This window comes from Rummeliibacillus sp. SL167 (assembly GCF_007896505.1).
GTDB classification, from domain to species: Bacteria; Bacillota; Bacilli; order Bacillales_A; family Planococcaceae; genus Rummeliibacillus; species Rummeliibacillus suwonensis.
In genome coordinates this window covers 2,339,406-2,357,860 of the sequence record NZ_VCBM01000001.1, presented here as the reverse complement: position 1 = coordinate 2,357,860, position 18,455 = coordinate 2,339,406, and the positions used below count along the sequence as shown (strand labels likewise).

Annotated in this window: 19 protein-coding genes and 1 riboswitch; of the genes, 15 read left to right on the top strand and 4 right to left on the bottom strand. The window is 34.9% G+C overall.

Annotated elements, in window-relative coordinates; all coding sequences use genetic code 11:
- Window positions 1-811: 811 nt before the first annotated feature.
- Window positions 812-997, bottom strand: a complete 186-nt coding sequence (locus tag FEZ13_RS20480) for a recombinase family protein (RefSeq protein WP_186725845.1) — start codon at window positions 995-997, stop codon at window positions 812-814.
- 935 nt (window positions 998-1,932) lie between these two features.
- Between FEZ13_RS20480 and FEZ13_RS19810 the strand changes: the two genes are divergently transcribed.
- Both FEZ13_RS19810 and FEZ13_RS20085 read left to right on the top strand, forming a co-directional pair.
- Window positions 1,933-2,040, top strand: a complete 108-nt coding sequence (locus FEZ13_RS19810; RefSeq protein ID WP_222434407.1) for a putative holin-like toxin — start codon at window positions 1,933-1,935, stop codon at window positions 2,038-2,040.
- Between the two features lie 537 nt (window positions 2,041-2,577).
- Entirely contained in the window at window positions 2,578-2,706 is a 129-nt protein-coding gene (locus FEZ13_RS20085) for a hypothetical protein (protein WP_255473103.1), read from the top strand.
- A 349-nt stretch (window positions 2,707-3,055) separates the two neighbouring features.
- Here FEZ13_RS20085 and FEZ13_RS10580 read toward each other — a convergent pair whose 3' ends face one another.
- The gene (locus FEZ13_RS10580) at window positions 3,056-3,394 is read right to left on the bottom strand and encodes a hypothetical protein (protein ID WP_146552590.1); all 339 of its coding nucleotides are present in this window, start codon (window positions 3,392-3,394) and stop codon (window positions 3,056-3,058) included.
- Window positions 3,395-3,702: 308 nt separating this feature from the next.
- On the opposite strand from FEZ13_RS10580, the gene FEZ13_RS10575 reads away from it, so the two are divergent.
- The 12 genes from FEZ13_RS10575 to FEZ13_RS10520 all read left to right on the top strand — a co-directional run bounded on the left by FEZ13_RS10575 (window position 3,703) and on the right by FEZ13_RS10520 (window position 15,645).
- The gene (locus tag FEZ13_RS10575; RefSeq protein ID WP_146552589.1) at window positions 3,703-3,990 is read left to right on the top strand and encodes a type II toxin-antitoxin system RelB/DinJ family antitoxin; all 288 of its coding nucleotides are present in this window, start codon (window positions 3,703-3,705) and stop codon (window positions 3,988-3,990) included.
- 823 nt (window positions 3,991-4,813) lie between these two features.
- Window positions 4,814-5,683 carry a PhzF family phenazine biosynthesis protein gene (locus tag FEZ13_RS10570; RefSeq protein ID WP_146552588.1) on the top strand — a complete coding sequence of 290 codons (870 nt, stop codon included), beginning with the start codon at window positions 4,814-4,816 and terminating at the stop codon, window positions 5,681-5,683.
- Window positions 5,684-6,513: 830 nt separating this feature from the next.
- Window positions 6,514-7,743 (top strand): ATP-binding protein, encoded by a 1,230-nt coding sequence (locus FEZ13_RS10565; RefSeq protein WP_146552587.1) that lies wholly within the window; start codon window positions 6,514-6,516, stop codon window positions 7,741-7,743.
- 307 nt (window positions 7,744-8,050) lie between these two features.
- Entirely contained in the window at window positions 8,051-8,839 is a 789-nt protein-coding gene (locus FEZ13_RS10560; RefSeq protein WP_146552586.1) for an HNH endonuclease, read from the top strand.
- Between the two features lie 221 nt (window positions 8,840-9,060).
- Window positions 9,061-9,813, top strand: coding sequence for an EcsC family protein (locus FEZ13_RS10555; protein WP_146552585.1), 753 nt, complete (start codon window positions 9,061-9,063; stop codon window positions 9,811-9,813).
- Window positions 9,814-10,111: 298 nt separating this feature from the next.
- Window positions 10,112-10,576, top strand: a complete 465-nt coding sequence (locus FEZ13_RS20475) for a DUF5050 domain-containing protein (RefSeq protein ID WP_146552813.1) — start codon at window positions 10,112-10,114, stop codon at window positions 10,574-10,576.
- Window positions 10,577-10,879: 303 nt separating this feature from the next.
- Window positions 10,880-11,182: a type II toxin-antitoxin system RelB/DinJ family antitoxin gene (locus tag FEZ13_RS10545; protein WP_222434406.1), complete on the top strand. Its 303-nt coding sequence runs from the start codon at window positions 10,880-10,882 to the stop codon at window positions 11,180-11,182.
- Window positions 11,182-11,379 (top strand): type II toxin-antitoxin system RelE/ParE family toxin, encoded by a 198-nt coding sequence (locus tag FEZ13_RS19805; protein ID WP_222434405.1) that lies wholly within the window; start codon window positions 11,182-11,184, stop codon window positions 11,377-11,379. The genes FEZ13_RS10545 and FEZ13_RS19805 overlap by 1 nt, the downstream gene beginning before the upstream one ends.
- A 352-nt stretch (window positions 11,380-11,731) precedes the next feature.
- A riboswitch (SAM riboswitch) is annotated at window positions 11,732-11,839 on the top strand.
- Window positions 11,840-11,954: 115 nt separating this feature from the next.
- On the top strand, window positions 11,955-13,241 hold the full coding sequence (locus FEZ13_RS10535; protein WP_146552583.1) for an O-acetylhomoserine aminocarboxypropyltransferase/cysteine synthase family protein: 1,287 nt from the start codon (window positions 11,955-11,957) through the stop codon (window positions 13,239-13,241).
- Window positions 13,242-13,981: 740 nt separating this feature from the next.
- A complete protein-coding gene (locus FEZ13_RS20470; RefSeq protein ID WP_370467660.1) occupies window positions 13,982-14,083 on the top strand; it encodes a hypothetical protein in 102 nt (33 codons plus the stop codon).
- A 361-nt stretch (window positions 14,084-14,444) separates the two neighbouring features.
- The gene (locus tag FEZ13_RS20465) at window positions 14,445-14,561 is read left to right on the top strand and encodes an ACT domain-containing protein (RefSeq protein ID WP_146552812.1); all 117 of its coding nucleotides are present in this window, start codon (window positions 14,445-14,447) and stop codon (window positions 14,559-14,561) included.
- Between the two features lie 337 nt (window positions 14,562-14,898).
- The gene (locus FEZ13_RS10520; protein WP_255473102.1) at window positions 14,899-15,645 is read left to right on the top strand and encodes an IclR family transcriptional regulator; all 747 of its coding nucleotides are present in this window, start codon (window positions 14,899-14,901) and stop codon (window positions 15,643-15,645) included.
- Window positions 15,646-15,684: 39 nt separating this feature from the next.
- Here FEZ13_RS10520 and FEZ13_RS10515 read toward each other — a convergent pair whose 3' ends face one another.
- Complete coding sequence (locus tag FEZ13_RS10515; protein ID WP_146552582.1) at window positions 15,685-16,686, bottom strand: 5-oxoprolinase subunit C family protein; 1,002 nt, start codon at window positions 16,684-16,686, stop codon at window positions 15,685-15,687.
- A complete protein-coding gene (pxpB, locus tag FEZ13_RS10510) occupies window positions 16,677-17,420 on the bottom strand; it encodes a 5-oxoprolinase subunit PxpB (protein WP_146552581.1) in 744 nt (247 codons plus the stop codon). The genes FEZ13_RS10515 and pxpB overlap by 10 nt, the downstream gene beginning before the upstream one ends.
- A gap of 269 nt (window positions 17,421-17,689) precedes the next feature.
- On the opposite strand from pxpB, the gene FEZ13_RS10505 reads away from it, so the two are divergent.
- Window positions 17,690-18,454 (top strand): LamB/YcsF family protein, encoded by a 765-nt coding sequence (locus tag FEZ13_RS10505; protein WP_146552580.1) that lies wholly within the window; start codon window positions 17,690-17,692, stop codon window positions 18,452-18,454.
- The last annotated feature ends 1 nt before the right edge of the window (window position 18,455 follow it).

Below are 18,455 nucleotides of genomic sequence, written 5' to 3'. Positions count from 1 at the left end.
TATTCAGCCTTCTAATTATTGACAGCTATGAATACCTCTTAACACATGTTGAGTGCTGTGCATGGCTTGAACTAGTTGACTAAATCTAATTTAAGCGTGCTTTTCAACATATGCTTTAATAGGATGGTTCTTTGGGATATCTGACTTAATATTTGTTGAAACATAAAAAGCAAACGGTTTAGAAGTGCGATAATGCACCTCTAATTGACTGTCTGCTTTTACTATTATTTTATGGATGAACCGTGCTAATAAAGATGGCGTTAGCTCTGTTAAAAGTTGTTTGGGGTTTAAATGTTATAAAATGTCTGCTTTTAATTCAGAGACATTTACAGTTGTATTATTCTCCTCATATTGTAATAAATTTAGTTGTTCAACTAGCTTTTCAATTTGAGGATTTAAAGTGGCCATCATACGCATCTTGATCAATTTTATCTTCAAATAGCTTATCAAGGGCATTTTGTTTCTTTGCACGTAGACTAGTAAGCTGATTTTGATGTTTTTTAATTTCATTATTGGGATTAGCTTGTAGTTTTTTCAGTTGTTTTTCTAAAAGCTTTTCTGTAGATTTTTTTGAGATTTTAGAGAAGTAGAGTGTATTTAAGTCATTTAAAATAGCTTGAGTTCATTTTTCCTCAATAGGATGGAAATTATCAGAGCAAGCCTTTTTTTCATGCTGTTCTGATGCCCACACATATATCGATCTCGTTTAAAATACATTCCAGCATCGCAATTGCCACAAATCAGTAGTCAAGTAAAAAGATGCGAACTTTGTTGAGAACTATACGTTTACGGGACTGAATTAGTTGTTGAACTAATTCGAAATCTCCTTTACTAATGGTTGCTTCATGAGTATTTTCTCGTACAATTCAGTCTTCTGGTTTATTAATAATACGTTTGTTAGTTGTCGGAGAAATTGTGATGTTTTCTTTGCCACTAAACAGCCAGTATAAATTTGGCGTTCTAAGATTTGATGAACAGTAGAACCATGCCAATACACTCCGATTGTGATTATGAATGGTGTCTAATATAGGTGACCAGAGCTGTTTAGGGTAACTTAAAATCGATGTAAAAGCAGTAATACCGATTTTTAAAATTTTTACTAATAGTAGTGTCTATTAGTAAAATTATATATTTTGAGTAGTTGCCTCAAAAGAAAAATTGTAAACCCCAAGTGCCAGGCACCCAAATGACAACATTGAGTAAGACCCCCATTTCAAGATAGAGAGAAACGAGAAAGATAGATGGGAGATCAACTGCCCGTAAAAGTCCGATTGGTTCAACTAACCATCAGCGGGGGAAGAAGAAAACCCCCACTGATGGAGTTGTGCGCCCGGCATGAGTGATTACTTGGTGGTAAAAGTCCACTACAGGCTTGGCAGTAGGAACTGTTAGTGGTGTGAGAGGTCGGCTAATCAATTAATGGTTAGCCTCCTACTCGATTCACTTTATTGCTGTATCAAATGGAAAGAAAACAGATATTATAATCATGATAAACATCTTAAACCCTAAGAATCTTCAAATTCCTCTGTGATATATGGTAAACGTAGTTGTTTATATAATTGTTCAATCACTTCACTCATGACCAATTTTCCCCGATCCACTTGGTTGTCAGAACTTGGGTGTCTGGTACTCAAATAATTATAATAATTTATGGGGATATATGGAGTTATTTAGAATTCAAGAAGTCCTTTGTGAGAGCAATCTTGCAGAATGTCTCTTTTGTTTTGTGCAAAAACTGAAATGTCCAAATAGTGATTTGAGAAAGAATATAAATAATTGAATCCAGCTAGGTACTCATTCAAAGTATCTGGACAAATTTCGTACAGATATTCGATTCTATCGACTAATGAAGAACGAGATGATAGAATAGCGAGAGTAACATACATAAAGTAGGTGGCGGCTGAACTCCCTTTTGGAAGGGGGTGAGGCGAGATGAAGTCGTATGAGGTACTAAGTTTAGTTGCTCAATTTAACATTGTGTTGTTGACAGCTTTGACATTAATCGTGACGATTATTTTTCATCTAAATAAAAAGAAATAGCCACCTCGCACGACCAAATGTTAGGTGACTATCTCTTGATATAAACTTATGAACTGGTCAGCCGCTACATTGCGGCATGTGTGTTACAATCGGCTGAGTGTTAGCGCACTCAGCCTCTTTTTATTATATATTCAGTTTATCATATCTATACGTAAAATCAAAGGATAGGTAAACCCCAAGTGCTAGGCACCCAAATAAAGGCTTTTTCTCTATGCTTGTGAATATTTGTTGAAATCAAAATGGATAAATATTGGGAATAAACGCAAATGTATAGTTTAGATAATATAATACAAAAAATGATTAAGTATATATTTTTCGTCATTTAACACTTATTTTAGATAAAAAAACTAAAATTCACAAAGAAAGACAGTGAACCTATGGGAGAAATGATTGATTCACCGCAGGCTATCTATCCACAGATATTAGCTGAAATCGATAAATTACTTGATGCTCTTGGAAATCAGAGTGACAACCAAGAAATAGAAGAGTATCGAAAATTGTGTGAGTGCCTGCGCTTAAGCAGGAAGGAATGGAATTATGAAGAAAAAATGGTTTGTGATGTATACATTGAGTAGTTTTCTATTTGTTGAACTAACAATGAGTGGAACAGTATATGTTAAAGAAAATCATACATCAATCTTAACAACAAACAATAGCTATAGTTAGAATGGACATCAAGCGTGTTGATTATCCAATTTAATCCATAAAATAGGGGGATTGTTGATTTCAGCGGAAGGCTTGCACGACTCATGCGGGCGAATGCTGGGGGCAACAGGATGTTGGTCACGGAGTCGTTGCCACAGTGGCGCACTACAATTCCGTTCCTTCAATCGTTACGCTGTGGGGTCTCATCTATTCGCTTTTCTCGCGAGAGCAAACGTTGATATAACAACATTTTAAGAGGGAGTGTGTCCATACATTATATTACATCCAATTTTTATAGTAATGTATTGATATAAAATAAATTACATACTTTTTGGTTAACATAACTACCATTCTGAGTTTGATAGTGAGATTATTTATTAGCGTTTTTAATAAAAACTTGATATTGATGATTAGAAAGCTTAGCTACATATATCTGTTCATCTTCTTTAACAGTATAGATTTCCGTTCCAACCTCTAATGCATTAGAAGTAAGTTCCTGTGTTGGCTTGGCATCTGCATCAGTTTTTACTTGGATTTCTCCTATTTTATCTAGAAGCGTGTATTTATCGCTATCTACAATTTTTTGCCCGATTAATTCCTCACCATTTAAATATAATATTGCTGCATTGGATTCCTCTGAATTATTCGAGCATGCGATTAATAAAAAGGCTAGTAATAACAAATTCAAATTTATAAGTAATTTTTTCACTTAATAGCCCCCTTTTATTTGAGTATTAATCCAAAGCAGTTATATCGTCAATAACAAGTCTCATAGTACTTTCGTGTAGATGCTTGGGGCTTTTGTTAAAAAGATGCTATTCGTCGTGCGTACCATGAAGGAGTGCTTATTTTTATATTTTGGGCTTACTAAAAAAATAACAAAATTGCCATGAGGGCATCCTGCTTACTTAGGTGGGATGCTTTTTGTATCCTGAATTGTAAATTTATAATAATAATATTTTATATGATTGCAATTCGCATGCTAAACGCATACGATAGTGTTAGGAGGCGATTATTATGGCAAGAACATCAAATGTATTTGCACGAGTTGAACCAGAAGTAAAAGAGCAGGCTGAGGCCGTCCTCAATCAGCTCGGCATACCTATGTCAAATGCAGTCGGCATGTTTTTAAGACAGGTCGTTTTACAAAGAGGAATTCCTTTTGAAGTGAAACTTCCATCAGAAGCACCGCTGGCTTATGGTTCTCTGACAAAAGAACAATTCAATGCGGAAATAAATAAAGGAATGGCCGATATAGAAAATGGCAGAGTTTATTCAGCTGATGAAATCGAGCAGAAATGCTAGACAAACATGGGTGTAAAGTTCAGGTGCCAGGTACCGAAACAAAAAGCATGTTCGTCCTATTCCCTTGCACGGGAAAAACGCTAAACACAGATCCAACATCAATCTGATTGGCTCGTTGCACGTTGAGTGTATGGCGTGATATCTAAGTAGAAATAAAAAAGGTGGAAGAGACTTGAAAACAGGTCTTTTGCGCTATCAGAAGTGGCATGATATTCAGATCGACAACCCAACATAATGCTCAACGGAAACAGCGTAACAAGGGAAAAATAGTAAAACAGCTGTATAGTTGAGTAGCCGGATTGGATGTCGCATATTGAGATAGTAAAATTAGACGACAGCCTGCGATTAGATGTCGTAAAACGGATAATTGAGTAGTTGATTTGGTTGTCGATAGTTGAGTATTTGGGATAGATAATATTGAAGTTGTAAAGGAATGCAATTCAGTTAAGTTAATCATAACAAATGAAACTGAAGAACATATTACACATAATATCAATTACACGTGCGAGGTAAAAATTGAAGATATATTGGTCGCCTGAACCTGAAATTTTAGCTAGTTATGATATTACTGAATAATAAAGACGTAACCTTACTAAAGGCTAAATAAGGTTATTTAGCAGGCTCAAATGTCTATGTTTACAGTTTGATATAAATTGTATTCGGAAGTATATTCTTTTACAAAGCGATCAGTGGGACTTTGCGACATTATTATTGTCCAAACAAGGTATACAGAAACGGTTGTTGAATTATATCATTTATGTAATAATGTGGTTGCTTTTATAGTTAGCTTATTTTTGAGTGAAGTATAGGAGTTTGGAAATATATGAAAATAAACGTATACGCATTAAATTCTTTTGCTAAAACAAAAGAAGGCGGAAACCCAGCAGGCGTTGTTATGAACGCAGATTCATTATCCGAAGAAGAAATGAGAAAAATCGCTGCTGTTCTTGGATTCAGTGAGACGGCTTTTGTATTACAATCAAACGCGGCAGATTTTAAAGTGAGATTCTTTACACCGAATGAAGAGGTGGACTTATGTGGTCATGCTACAATTGCCACCTTTTACGCAATGTCAAATCTGAACTTGTTAAAACAAGGTAAGTATAAGCAAGAAACCAGAGCAGGTATACTTGGCATTGAAATTCATAACGATAGTTTTGTTATGATGGATCAATCTATTCCTGTGTTTTCGGAAGTTATAGATAAAGATGAAGTAGCAGATTCTTTGAACATCAGTACTTCCCAGATTTCATCAGACTTATTGATTCAAGTTGTGTCAACAGGACTTCGAGATATTATGGTTCCTGTAAAAAGTATTGAAATTTTAGATGCGATTAGACCGGATATGAACAAAGTAAAAGAAATCAGCCAGAAGTACAATACCGTTGGATACCATGTTTTTTCTTTGAAATCCTTACATGGCGCCAACGCTTATTGTAGAAACTTTGCTCCTTTATATGATATCCCGGAAGAATCTGCAACAGGAACATCAAGCGGTGCCCTTGGTTGTTATCTGTACCATTATGGAAAGATTAACGAGAAGCAAGCTTCAAATATTATTTTTGAACAAGGTTATGCTATGAAAAGGCCATCTGAAATCCGAGTGTCTTTAGCTGTAAAAGAAAATGAAATTTTTGAAGTCAAGGTCGGAGGAAGAGCGATGAATTTGACTTTAACAGAAGTTGAAATATAAAATACGAGTAAATTATCCTGCCCCAAGGCCTCACCAAGCTTAGAAGGCCTCTTTTTTGATCGTTCAAGGCACTTTGAGACGATAAGTATTGGTGTCAAAAAAGGATAAATAACAGCCAGAAAGTGGCGTATTTCTGGACTTTTCCGATATGGAAGAGTCCAGATTTCTGTTATCAACATATCTAGGAGAAAAATGTTCTTACCGTTTAGGCTGCGGATTAGATGTCGCTAGTTGAGTGATATTGATTTGGCGTGTTGGCGGATTGGATAACAGAGAAAAAATTAGAAATTTTCTACTTTTATAAAGTACATATATTCTTAGAAAATATCGAGAATAAAAAGATGGATAAAGTTAATATTATGACTTGGAATGTTGGAATGACAGAGTGAAATCAATCAAAAAATAATGATAATTTAGTATGATAGAATATCTAAATTTTGTAATTATTGCAGACTGTTCCTTGATGAAATCTTGCAATTTATTGATGCGATGGAGCTGCTCATTCCGTGCGGGGCAGTATCAATGAAGGTCTGCTGTTTTCACTCACGAAGCTTGAAAATTTCATCGGCAATGGCGTCGTAGATCTCTTTGGTCTTTTGCCTTCTTGATAAGTTTTTACTGAAGTTTCAAAAGTTTTTCGTTGCTTCCAAAGCGTATATGCTGATGTATCCGCAGAAGATTGTTCAGATGTTTTTCCCTCAACATTTGTTTTGTCTAAGTTTCATGTCAAAAAGTATCAAGTATAATCATTTTTCTGACCTATAAATCCAAAACTATTTACTTTTAGGGCTTTTGGGTATAATAGAGATAAGAATTTAGGAGGTGTGTTTATGCCTGAACTTATCAACCGTCCTGAGTATTTACAGCAGCTTATTCAACATAAAGATGTTGATTTGGTTAAAATTGTTACTGGTATTCGTAGATGCGGCAAATCATCGCTGCTTGACCTATTTCATCAATATCTAAAGGAAATTAATGTGCCTGATTCCAATATTATTCACATAAACTTAGAATCGTTGCGTTATCGTAATTTGACAGATTATCTGACATTTTATGATGATGTCAGTGTCCGTATTCCGACTGAAGGAAAAACTTATCTGATTTTTGACGAACTGCAGGCGGTGGAACACTGGGAGAAGGCAATCGAATCTTTCAGAATTGACTTTGATGTCGATATCTACATCACTGGCTCCAATGCTTATCTGTTATCCACTGAATTTTCGACTCTACTTTCCGGCAGATATGTGGAGATTCGTATGCTGCCATTGTCTTTTAAGGAATTTTTGACCTTCTATGAATTTGAAACAGCCATGACAATGGAAGAAAAGTTCCAGAAATATTTGCAGTTTGGCGGAATGCCAATTCTTAGAGAATATAAGTTCGATGAGGCAAGAAGCAATCAAGCATTAGAGGGGATCTATTCGACTGTTGTGTTGCGAGATATTTTACAACGCAACAACAAAGCGGACCAAAATATGCTACAGAAAATCGTGCTGTTTCTTTGCTCGAACATTGGTAGTATCACTTCTCCTAACCGTATAGGAAATGTCCTTTCTAATGAAGGAGATATCCAAAATGGCAAAGGAAAGAATGTTGCCGGAAAAACGGTTGATAAATATATTTCTATGCTACACAGTGCGTTCATTTTTTATTCTGTAGGACGCTATGATATAAAAGGGAAACAACTTTTAAAGACCCTTGGCAAGAATTACATTATCGACTTGGGATTCAGGAATATACTACTTGGTTATCGCGATGCTGACCGTGGACACATCCTTGAAAATATCATTTTCTTGGAATTGATTCGCCGGGATTATCGCGTATATATTGGTAAAGTAGGTGAAACAGAAGTAGATTTTGTTGCAGAAAAGCCAAATGATAAGCTATATATTCAAGTAACAGAAAGTATGCAATCCCCGGAAACACGAGAGCGTGAACTCAGACCATTACGTATGATAGCGGATAACTACGAAAAAATCGTATTGTCGATGGATAGAAACTATATCACTTCATATGAAGGAATCAAATCCTTGAATTTGATTGACTGGTTGCTGTCTTAATTGTCAATAAACATTGATGAGCATCTAGTTTTGTTTTGCAGCTTTAAAGTCGTATAGAGACTGAGAAATAAGTGATTGAATGAAGAGAAAACCGGAACTATGGTTTAAAGAGGAAGCCTAAAAGGTGCGCATATTTTTTATATTTCTTACTGTATATTTGAGTAATAATTGTTTTTAATAGAGTTTTTTACGACTATATTTTATCTGTAAAAGCTACTAACAATTAATTGCCGAAGAAATGACCAAAATCAATTGTACCTAATTTAAAGTTCAGGTGCCAGGTACCGAAACAATATTGTGTGGATGCTTGGCACTTTTATTGGAGGAGAAGATTAATATGAGGAAAGAGAGGAGTTATTATCCAACAAATGCCCCCTCTATCACTACAGACGAATGGTTAGATATGCTTAAAGAAAATGATTGCTTTACACTTATTTTACTTGAAGCAATTTATACTTTGGTTTTTGAAATGAATGGCAAAGGTTCTGCTTTAAATATATCAGAAATAACAGGACGACCTCATCAAGCGTATAATTTGTCACTATGGAGAACAATTAAACGATTGAGAAAACGTGGTTATACGTTTGTAGCAGATATAAAAAAGGATGGTAAGGAAAGGTACTGGAGTCATTTTTTTAAGGGATACTCTGAAGATGGTGCATTTATTTGGGAAGTAAAAGATACTTTGCGTAAGGCATTTATAGAATATGTTGAGATGCCTGATAGAACGGTTTCATTCGTTTCAAATAGTGGAATAATAGCCAAAGATGAAAGTATTGAAGGTATGAGACGTCAACGAATTCATTTTCAAATTGAACGTAATTCGGCGATTGTAAATTTAGCCAAAAAGAATTTCCTGAAAAAGCATGGCACACTTTTTTGTGAAGCATGTGATTTTTCATTTAAGCAGACATATGGAATTGATTTTATCGAAGCCCATCATATTCTACCTTTATATAAAGGGACAAGATGGACTAAAGAACAAGATTTAATCATGCTATGTGCAAACTGTCATCGCGCTGTACACAGTGAAAGGTGGCGTGAGAGACCTATCGATGATTTTTTAGAGTACATACGCAAACGTACTAGTAAATAATAATTTGTATGTTTCTGTTAAAGTTCAGGTGTCAGGTACCGAAACAAAATATGCTATGACTTTAGTAAATGAAATGCCAATTGAAATCATCGCGACAATATTAAGCGAAAGAGAAATATGTGGGGATTCATTTTTAAGGACTTAGGATGGCTTGTTATATTCCAAAAATGTGATGTGATGTATAATTACTAACAACAAATATTGTAGATGAGGGCGATAGCATGGCTAATCTATTTGATGGTGTGGGAAAAATAGCGAATAATATCAGTGATAAACTTAAAAGTAATTCAGATAATGCAGTAAATATTACGCAAGAAAAAATGTTGCAAACTTTGGACTGGGCATATGAAAAAACTCTAACTGGTTTGCCTGGTCAAAAAAATATTCAAGAATTAGTCGAAGATTATCTTTCAAAGTATGACAAAGAGACTGCAATCAATAAACTGATTAACTTTCAAACAACCAAAGCAGCAACTTCTGGATTTATAACTGGTTTTGGTGGTGTCATCACTATGCCAGTCTCCATACCGGCAAATGTAACAACAGTAATATTATTTCAAATGCGTATGATTGCAGCTATTGCTTTGATTAGAGGATATGATTTAAAAAGCGATCAAGTTCAAACATTTGTCTACGCTACACTCGCAGGAAGTTCAGTTTCAGATATCATGAAAAAGACCGGTATTGTTATTGGAAATAAAATGTTGTTGGGCGTTGTGAAGAAAGTTCCTGGAAAAACACTAACTAAAATTAACCAGGCTGTTGGGTTTAGACTAGTTACTAAGTTTGGAACTAAGGGAGCTATTAACTTGGGGAAAGCTGTTCCATTTGCTGGAGCCATCGTTGGTGGAACATTCGATACTGTTACGACAAGAACTATTGCTAAATTGGCGAAGAAAACTTTTACAGAAATTGGGATTGATATTGGTGATGGAACAATAATCAATAAAGATGAATTAGATGTTATTGAATAAATTACTAAGCCTTCAAGTTAGTTTTGTGGGCTTTTTTGATGCAAAGAAAAGCTATATAACGGATGGATTTATTGTAGCTGTAATGATGCTATACATAAGATTAAAAATGATAATTCGAGCGAGTGACGTGACGTATGCAGCAATGTGCATGATGCTATATATAAGATTAAAAATGATGGTATAAAAAGCAAAGTTGGTACAACTAGAATGGTTAGATTCTTTTTGTATATCAGGAGAATAGATTTATTATATAGATTTAAATAAAGAAATTTAAACTAATGGCAAAGGAAATAAATGCATTAAGAAAGCCAAAAATCTTCAATCATGTCAAATATCAAATGGCTGGATATATTACAAAACATCTAGTAGTATAGTATGTAAAGTAAAAACTAATGGAACAAAAAATAAAAAGATTATTTCTAATGTTTTAGCTTATAATGTCAATAATGGCTGGATTTATTACTCTAGATATGATAAAGGTTTTTATAAAACAAAAATTAATGGAACTTCAAAAAAGAAAATATCCAAAATGAACCCTTCGATTATTAATATTCTAGGCGATTCAATTTATTTTAGTAATAGCGTAAATCGTATATGGTATCAGTGGGTGATGGAGAAAACCCCTACTCATGGAATTTCACTCTATAGCTGGCATACTAAAGCATTGGAACAAGTTAGAGTATCAGAAAATCCAATGGTGATTTCATTTATCGCTTATATTTTTCGTTATTGCTTATTTTATCGCTTGAAAAACGAGCGATAAATTTTGGGATGGTGTCAGATACCGAAACAATTGTATTTTAGCTGTAAAAGCTACTAGCAATGAATTAGATTTGCGGGAATGTCTTAAGCAATATAATGGGCGAGCTAAGTCTAAGGTTGAGCGGTTTTTGGATGAAGTGTTGCCGAGAGATATATGATTCTAAAAGCGGCGTATGTGTCGTCGATGATTCGAGCATGATATTCGTTGCCGAGAGATATATGATTCTAAAAGGTAATTGTATTGCTGATGTGCTTACAAATATGTCTAATGTAATTAGATAATTTTTGAAAGGAACACAAAATTATGGCAAAAACTTCAAATCTTTATGCTCGAATTGAACCTGATGTAAAAGAACAGGCAGGGAATATCCTTAACGCACTTGGTATATCAGCATCTAATGCCATCAATATGTTTTATAAACAAATTATTCTTCAAAGAGGCATTCCGTTTGATTTGAAAATGCCAGCACTAAAAGTTTTAGACGCTTCCTCTTTAACCGAAGAAGAAATGAATAGAGAACTTGAAAAAGGTTATGTGGATATGTTGGAAGGAAGAACCAAGAGTGCAAAAGCTGCGTTTGCTGACATTCGCAAGGACTATCGTTGATGAGTTTTGAAGTAAAAGTAACCGAACAAGCGGATAACGATTTACGGGGGATTTTCGAATATATTGCTTTTGAATTAAAGTCTTCTGGCAATGCCGCGGGTCAACTTGATCGACTTGAAAAAGGAATATTGAGTCTAGAGGAATTTCCAGAACGATTCCTCAATATCAAAAGGAACCATGGACATCTCGCGGACTAAGATTTATGCCAGTTGAGCTTGCTCTATAGTCAATATTCCAGCAAATCTAGTTAATGTGATTCGTGTCATGTATGGTGGTCGAGATTTAGAGCGTGAATTAAACGAAAAAACAAAATATTAATGGTAATAGCTATTTAGGCACTTTGAAATGAAGGTGTCTTTTTTCGTGCTTAAAAATAGCAGGTGAAGTTCTAGGGTAGATAAAAGTGCCAGGTACCCACACAATTGAAGCTCAATTATTAAACTAGAATTGTTTCAATACTTGGCACTTTTATTCATGTAATCATATAAAAATACTAAGTTTTCTTTGACATAGGCTTTTTTTGATGGTAATATAAAGTCAATTAAATAAATCTTATCAAGAGTGGTGGAGGGATAGGCCCGATGAAACCCGACAACCAGCACAGATTTAATGTGTATGGTGTTAATTCCCACAGATTAAAAGTCTGAGAGATAAGAAAGTGAAGCCGAGCGGTAAAGCCTTTTTCTTATCTTTTAAGAAAGAGGCTTTTTAGTTTCCTCAAAATAAGATTCTATTTAATCCAAATTTAATTGATTGAAGAGGAGCGATTTTAATGAGCGAAGAAGTAAGAAAATTCAGTTTTGAAACATTGCAAGTACATGCAGGACAAGTACCAGATCCTACAACAGGTTCACGTGCTGTACCTATTTATCAAACAACCTCTTATGTGTTTAAAGATGCGGATGAAGCGGCTGATTTCTTCCAACTTAAGAAACCAGGTAATGTGTATGGACGTATTATGAATCCAACGCAAGATGTGTTTGAAAAACGTATCGCAGAACTAGAAGGAGGAACTGCAGCACTAGCAACAGCTTCAGGTGCATCAGCTATTCTTTACTCCATCTTAAACGTTGCGAATGCCGGAGATAATATCGTTGCAGCCAGCACATTATATGGTGGTACATATGAATTATTCCATGTTACTTTAGCGAAAATTGGGATTACAGTTAAATTTGTTGATCCAGATGATCCGGAAAACTTCCGAAAAGCGATTGACGATCATACAAAAGCTCTTTATGGTGAAACACTTGGAAATCCGAAAATCAATGTGCTTGATATAGAAGCGGTAGCGAATATTGCACATGAAAATAAGATTCCGTTGATTATCGATAATACATTTGCAACACCATATTTGATTCGTCCATTTGAATTTGGTGCAGATGTAGTGGTTCATTCTGCGACTAAATTCATCGGAGGACACGGAACGACTTTAGGTGGAGTACTTGTCGACGGTGGTAAATTTGACTGGCGTGCAAGTGGTAAATTCCCTGATTTCACTACACCTGATGAAAGCTATAACGGCTTAGTGTATGCTGATCTTGGCGAAGTTGCTTATGCGCTTAAAGCACGAGTACAATTACTTCGAAATACAGGTGCGACTCTTAGTCCACAAAATGCTTTCTATCTTCTTCAAGGACTAGAATCTCTATCATTGCGAGTAGAACGTCATGTTGAAAATGCACGTAAAGTAGTGGATTTCTTAGTCAAACATCCAAAAGTTACTTGGGTTAATTATCCTGAACTTGAAGATAGCAAATATAAAAAATTGGCAAATAAATATCTACCGAAGGGTGTTGGCTCTATTTTCACATTTGGAATTGAGGGTGGAGTAGAGGCAGGAAAACGTTTCATCAACAACGTAAAATTGTTCTCGCTACTTGCTAATGTAGGGGATTCTAAATCATTAGTTATTCATCCAGCTAGTACAACACATGCTGAATTATCACCTGAAGCTCAATTAGAGGCAGGAATTACGCCTGACTTGATCCGTTTATCTATTGGGGTAGAAAATATTGATGATATCATTTGGGATTTAGAGCAAGCACTTGCGAAAGCGTAATAATATTAGTTAGAATATTCGATTAAAAATAGTAATGCTTTATTTTGAAAGTACAGAATAAAGTATTACTTTTTTTGTGTTGTAGGAGAATACATAATATTTGTTAGATTTGGACGTGTAAGGAACTAAATCAAATTCTTTCGATAAGACTTCCCTGTTAATTCCGATTTACTTGTGTAAAGTAAGCAGTATGTTAAAGATGAAAATTTTAATTTTGGATTATTCAGTAGAAAAGGTGGAGGCTAAAAAACCCATTAATCTATAGTTCTGAAAAGCAGGAGAATAGCTATTTATCCCATGGAGTTAGATTTTGCTAAAAGATTCAAACAGCAATATCCATTTGTTAAATTGTATAAAATTTATGTGATACCGTATGTAGAGTGTGTGGGATTGATATCAAGGAAATTGTGACCAACCAATAAACATTTTCAATACTCTTTCTACAACTTATCAGCAGTAGGAAAAAGTTTGTTTAAAAAAAGAGGAAAAAGCCCACCAAGCCCGATATATCAACAATCGTGGGAAAATGAGATGGTTTTTAGAAAAAATGTGCAAAAAGCGAGAGAAAATGATAAGTGCCAGTTACTCAAACACTTCAACTAACAGGCGATTTAGTTTTAATAAGGATTTGATAGAAAAAATAGTATAATAACTTCTAAAAGGAGTGCAGAAAATATGAGATTAAAAATTTTAGATTCAACTTTTTCCGTTGTGAAATTTCATCAACAGAAACAATACCATTGTGGGCATTAGACTCCAATATATTTTCTATCACACGAACAGGTGAGGAACTATCTATCGTGTGTCCTTTCAAATGTTTATCCCACTTTAACAGGCAGTAAGACCCCATCTCAATATATACAGAGAAACAAGAAAGATAGATGGGAGATGAATTGCCCGTAAAAGTCCGATTGGTTCGGGCCAACAGGATGTTGGTCACTCAGGTGTTGCCAAAGGACGTGGCGTTTTAACCTGAGTTCTTCTATTTCAGTGGGGATGAAAAAACCCTCCATTGATGGAAGAGACCACTGAAAAAGTCCATTCGTCTTCAAAAATATGATAAAAATCAATTTTTTCAGATCATAAAATGAAAGAAAAGATGGATTTTTATCAATGAAAATGACAATTCTATAGTTTTTCAGTGGCCTCCTGATGGAAGGGGAAGGTTCAGATGAACGAAGCATTTAAGGATGTTGAAAATGTATAAAGAAAGAGGGAATTTTAGACATTAACTTAACTGGAATATTATCTTCATTAGCCAAAAATAAAATCAGTATCTTTGCCATTTCAACCTTTAATACGGATTATCTCTTTATTTAAAAGCCATTCAATTGAAATGGTCAAAGTCGTGGCAGAGAATGATGGTCACATTTTTATATAAATACTTTATTGTACAAACGGGTGCGTTAGTGGAAAAAACTGTTTGGAGATAAATAAAAAAGGCTAGGTTCTACTATGGTAGGGGCCAGCCAATTACTTAAACCCACCAGCATCCATGCGTTGCCATATACACTCGACACATGTGAAGTGTGTGTCTTGGATGAAGTTGAAGTAATATAGAACAGAACATTGATTAGAAAATTCAACTGAGAAGGTGTTTTTTATGAAAAATATATGATTAGATCAAAATCTATAACGAAAGGAAGAAAAAAATAAATTGACAAATAAAACAGTTGTCCGTTCAATGGACATATTAAATCTATTTATCGAACATGCTGAACTATCATTCCAAGAGATAATCGATTTATCGGAGATTCCTAAAACCTCTGTTTTTCGAATGTTAAAATCTTTAGAGGAAATAGGATTTTTAGAAAAGGGAATTGATGCAAAATATAGATTAGGCATTCTTTTCCTTAAGTTTGGGCATCTAGTATCCATGCGTCTAGATGTACGAAAAATTGCATATCCAATTATGAATGAGTTACATAATGATGTAAAGGAAGCAATCAATTTAATTGTTCGTGATGGTAACGAAGCCATTTATATAGAAAAGATAGATACGAAGCAGAAAGTTCGTCTCTATACAGCAATTGGTAGAAAAAGTCCTTTATATGCAGGGGCGTGTTCTCGCTCAATATTATCTTTTTTATCAGATGAAGAAATAAAAGAATATCTCGAAACGATCGAGCTCAAATCATTTGCAATGGGGACGATTACTGATAAGAAAAAGCTTTATGAAACGATTTTGCAGGCAAAAGAACTTGGTTATACAATTAGTCATTCAGAATTAGAAAACTATACATCTGCAATTGCGGCACCGATTTTCAATCACAAAGGAGAAGTTATTGCAGGTTTGAGTATTGCTGGATTGGAAGCTAATTATCATGGAGAGAATGTCAAAATTTTTGTTGAAAAATTAAAGAAGGCCACAGCAACGATTTCTAAACAATTAGGATATGAATAGTTTTAAAAAGAGGCGATCTTCAGAAGATTGCCTCTTTTTTTACTCACATTCTTTGTAATCTTTTAAACGAAGTCCTAGTGCTAACTTATTTAGTTTTTTTTCTTGTTGAATTAGTGCCCATTGAGCTTCTTCAAGAGTGACCTCTTTAAAATATATCCGACCATTTGCTTGCATTTGTGCTAATGAAGGTAAATCTGCAGAAATCACTTGACCTATTTTCGAGTATCCGCCAGTTGTTTGACGATCCGCCATTAAAATGATAGGTTGCCCATTGGATGGTACTTGAATTGTTCCAAATGTAACTCCCTCAGATAATAATTCAAATGGTTCTTTTAATTGAATGGCTTCTCCTTCTAATCGATAGCCCATTCGATCTGCATTTGTAGTTATAATGTAAGGAGTTGAAAAAAATTTTTTTAGACTTTTCTCATCAAAAAGCTCATATTCAGAACCTCGTATGATACGGATTATTTGAGATTTTTTTAATGCAACAAAGGATGTGTAGTAAACTGACCAGGAGACGTAAGTTGGCTTGTTTTTTAGTTGTTTAAAAAGACGCTCTCCTAACTCTGTTCGTTTATCACATTCAAAGATATCATTCTTTTGTAATTTTCTTCCTTCAAAGCCCCCGATTTTAGCACGCATGTAAGTGCTTTTACTGTCCATCACTTTGGGTATTTGAATACCCCCACTAAATGATAAATAGGATCTGCATCCGCTAATCGCAGCATTGAATTTTAAAACGGATCCTTTTCGAATCAAAATGGGCCGCCACATGGGAACTTCTTTACCGTCAATTGTAGGTTGTAAATTTCCACCTGTAATTGCAATTAGCTCATCACTTTCGAATAAAAGGGTGGTTCCATATAGTGTCACCTCAAGTAAGCCTTCTCCTTGAGAATTTCCAACGAGTAGATTCGCAATTCGTAAAGAAATTGAATCCATTGCTCCTCCAACGATAACACCAAATTTTTGAAATCCGTATCTTCCTAGATCCTGAATGGTTGCTAAAATACCTGGCTGCAATACTTTTATTCCCATGATTTTATCTCTCCATCCATTATCTTATACTGCTTCAATGAAATGGGTGTAAAGCGAATCCGGTCCCCGGGCTGTAATAAGGTTGGAGGAGACTGTTCAGGTAAAAACAAACAAAAAGGTGATCGTCCAATGATTTGCCATCCACCTGGAGTTTCTAAGGGGTAGATACCAGTTTGATTTCCCGCAATTCCAACAGATCCAGGAGCAATTGCTAAACTAGGGTTTTTCTTACGTGGTGTTGCAATTTGTTTATTCATCCCCCCCATAAAAGGAAAGCCAGGAGCGAAGCCTATCATATAAACAAGGTATTCCATGGAAGAGTGAATTTGAATGACTTCACTAGGTGTTAAATCGTGATACGATGCAACAAACTCCAAGTCTGGTCCCATTTCGCCACCATATACTACAGGAATATTTATAACACTTTCTTTTGTTGTTTCGCCTATATGGGATTCATTCATTAACGAAAGAATTTTTGTTTTTACTTGTTCGTATGGCATTTTTATATTTTTTTCTGTATTTGAAAAGTATACATCAATTGGATTGTAATAAATCGTTATATTATTATAGGCAGGAACCGCTTCTATGAATCCCTGAAATGGATACTTTTCTAATAAGCTCAATATACTTTTTACTTTTTTGTGTATGATTTCATTAATTCCCTCACCAACTTGAATGACAAGTGCAGAATCACCTAAAGGTCTTATTTGTACATTCTCTTTTAAATCAAACATAAAACCATCTCCTAAAGTTTCGAAATTCGGTATTATAGTTTTGAATAACGGATTATTGTTATATTATAATTTAAGGATAAACAAAAACAAGTTTAATTTAAATGAAAAGTTCTAAAAAAAATATTTTTCGAAAAATTTCAAATTTATTCTTTTCAGTAAGAATAAACTATGCTAAAATGTTTTTGAATTTCAAAACTGAAGTTCCGAATAATGGAATTGAATAGAGGCATATTCATTTTAACTATTAAGGGGAAAATGGGGGAAAGAAGATGTTTAGGATTGATTTAAACTGTGATCTAGGGGAAAGCTTTGGGCGTTATCGGCTTGGGGAGCAAGAGGAGATTCTAAAATATGTAACATCCGCCAATATTGCTTGTGGTTTTCATGGTGGAGATCCAACGGTTATGAGAGAAACAGTCAAGTTAGCCATTGCTAATGGTGTGAAAGTTGGAGCACATCCAGGATTACCCGATTTAAACGGCTTTGGAAGACGAGAGATGAATATTACACCTCAGGAAGCCTATGATATGATCATTTATCAAGTTGGAGCATTGCAAGGTTTTCTAACAATTTTTAATGAATCCATGCAACATGTTAAGCCACATGGAGCGCTTTATAATATGGCTGCTAAAAATCCAGCGATTGCAGAGGCAATCGCACAAGCCATTTATGATATTTCACCTTCAATTGTATTATTTGGTCTCTCTGGAAGTGAGTTAACAAAAGCAGGGCAAAAAATGGGGCTTCAAACTGCTCATGAAGTGTTTGCAGATCGTACCTATCAGCAAGATGGCTTTTTAACGTCTCGCCAGTGTCCTAATGCATTGATTACTGATAAAGAACAAGCTGTTCATCAGGTTGTAAAAATGATAAAAGAAGGGAAGGTGTTATCGGAGCAACAAATACCAGTCTTATTACAAGCAGATACAGTTTGTATTCATGGGGATGGAGAACATGCTGTAGAATTTGTAAAACATATTTATACAAGATTAACAGAACATCAAATATCCGTACGTTCAATCAAGGAGGGGTAAT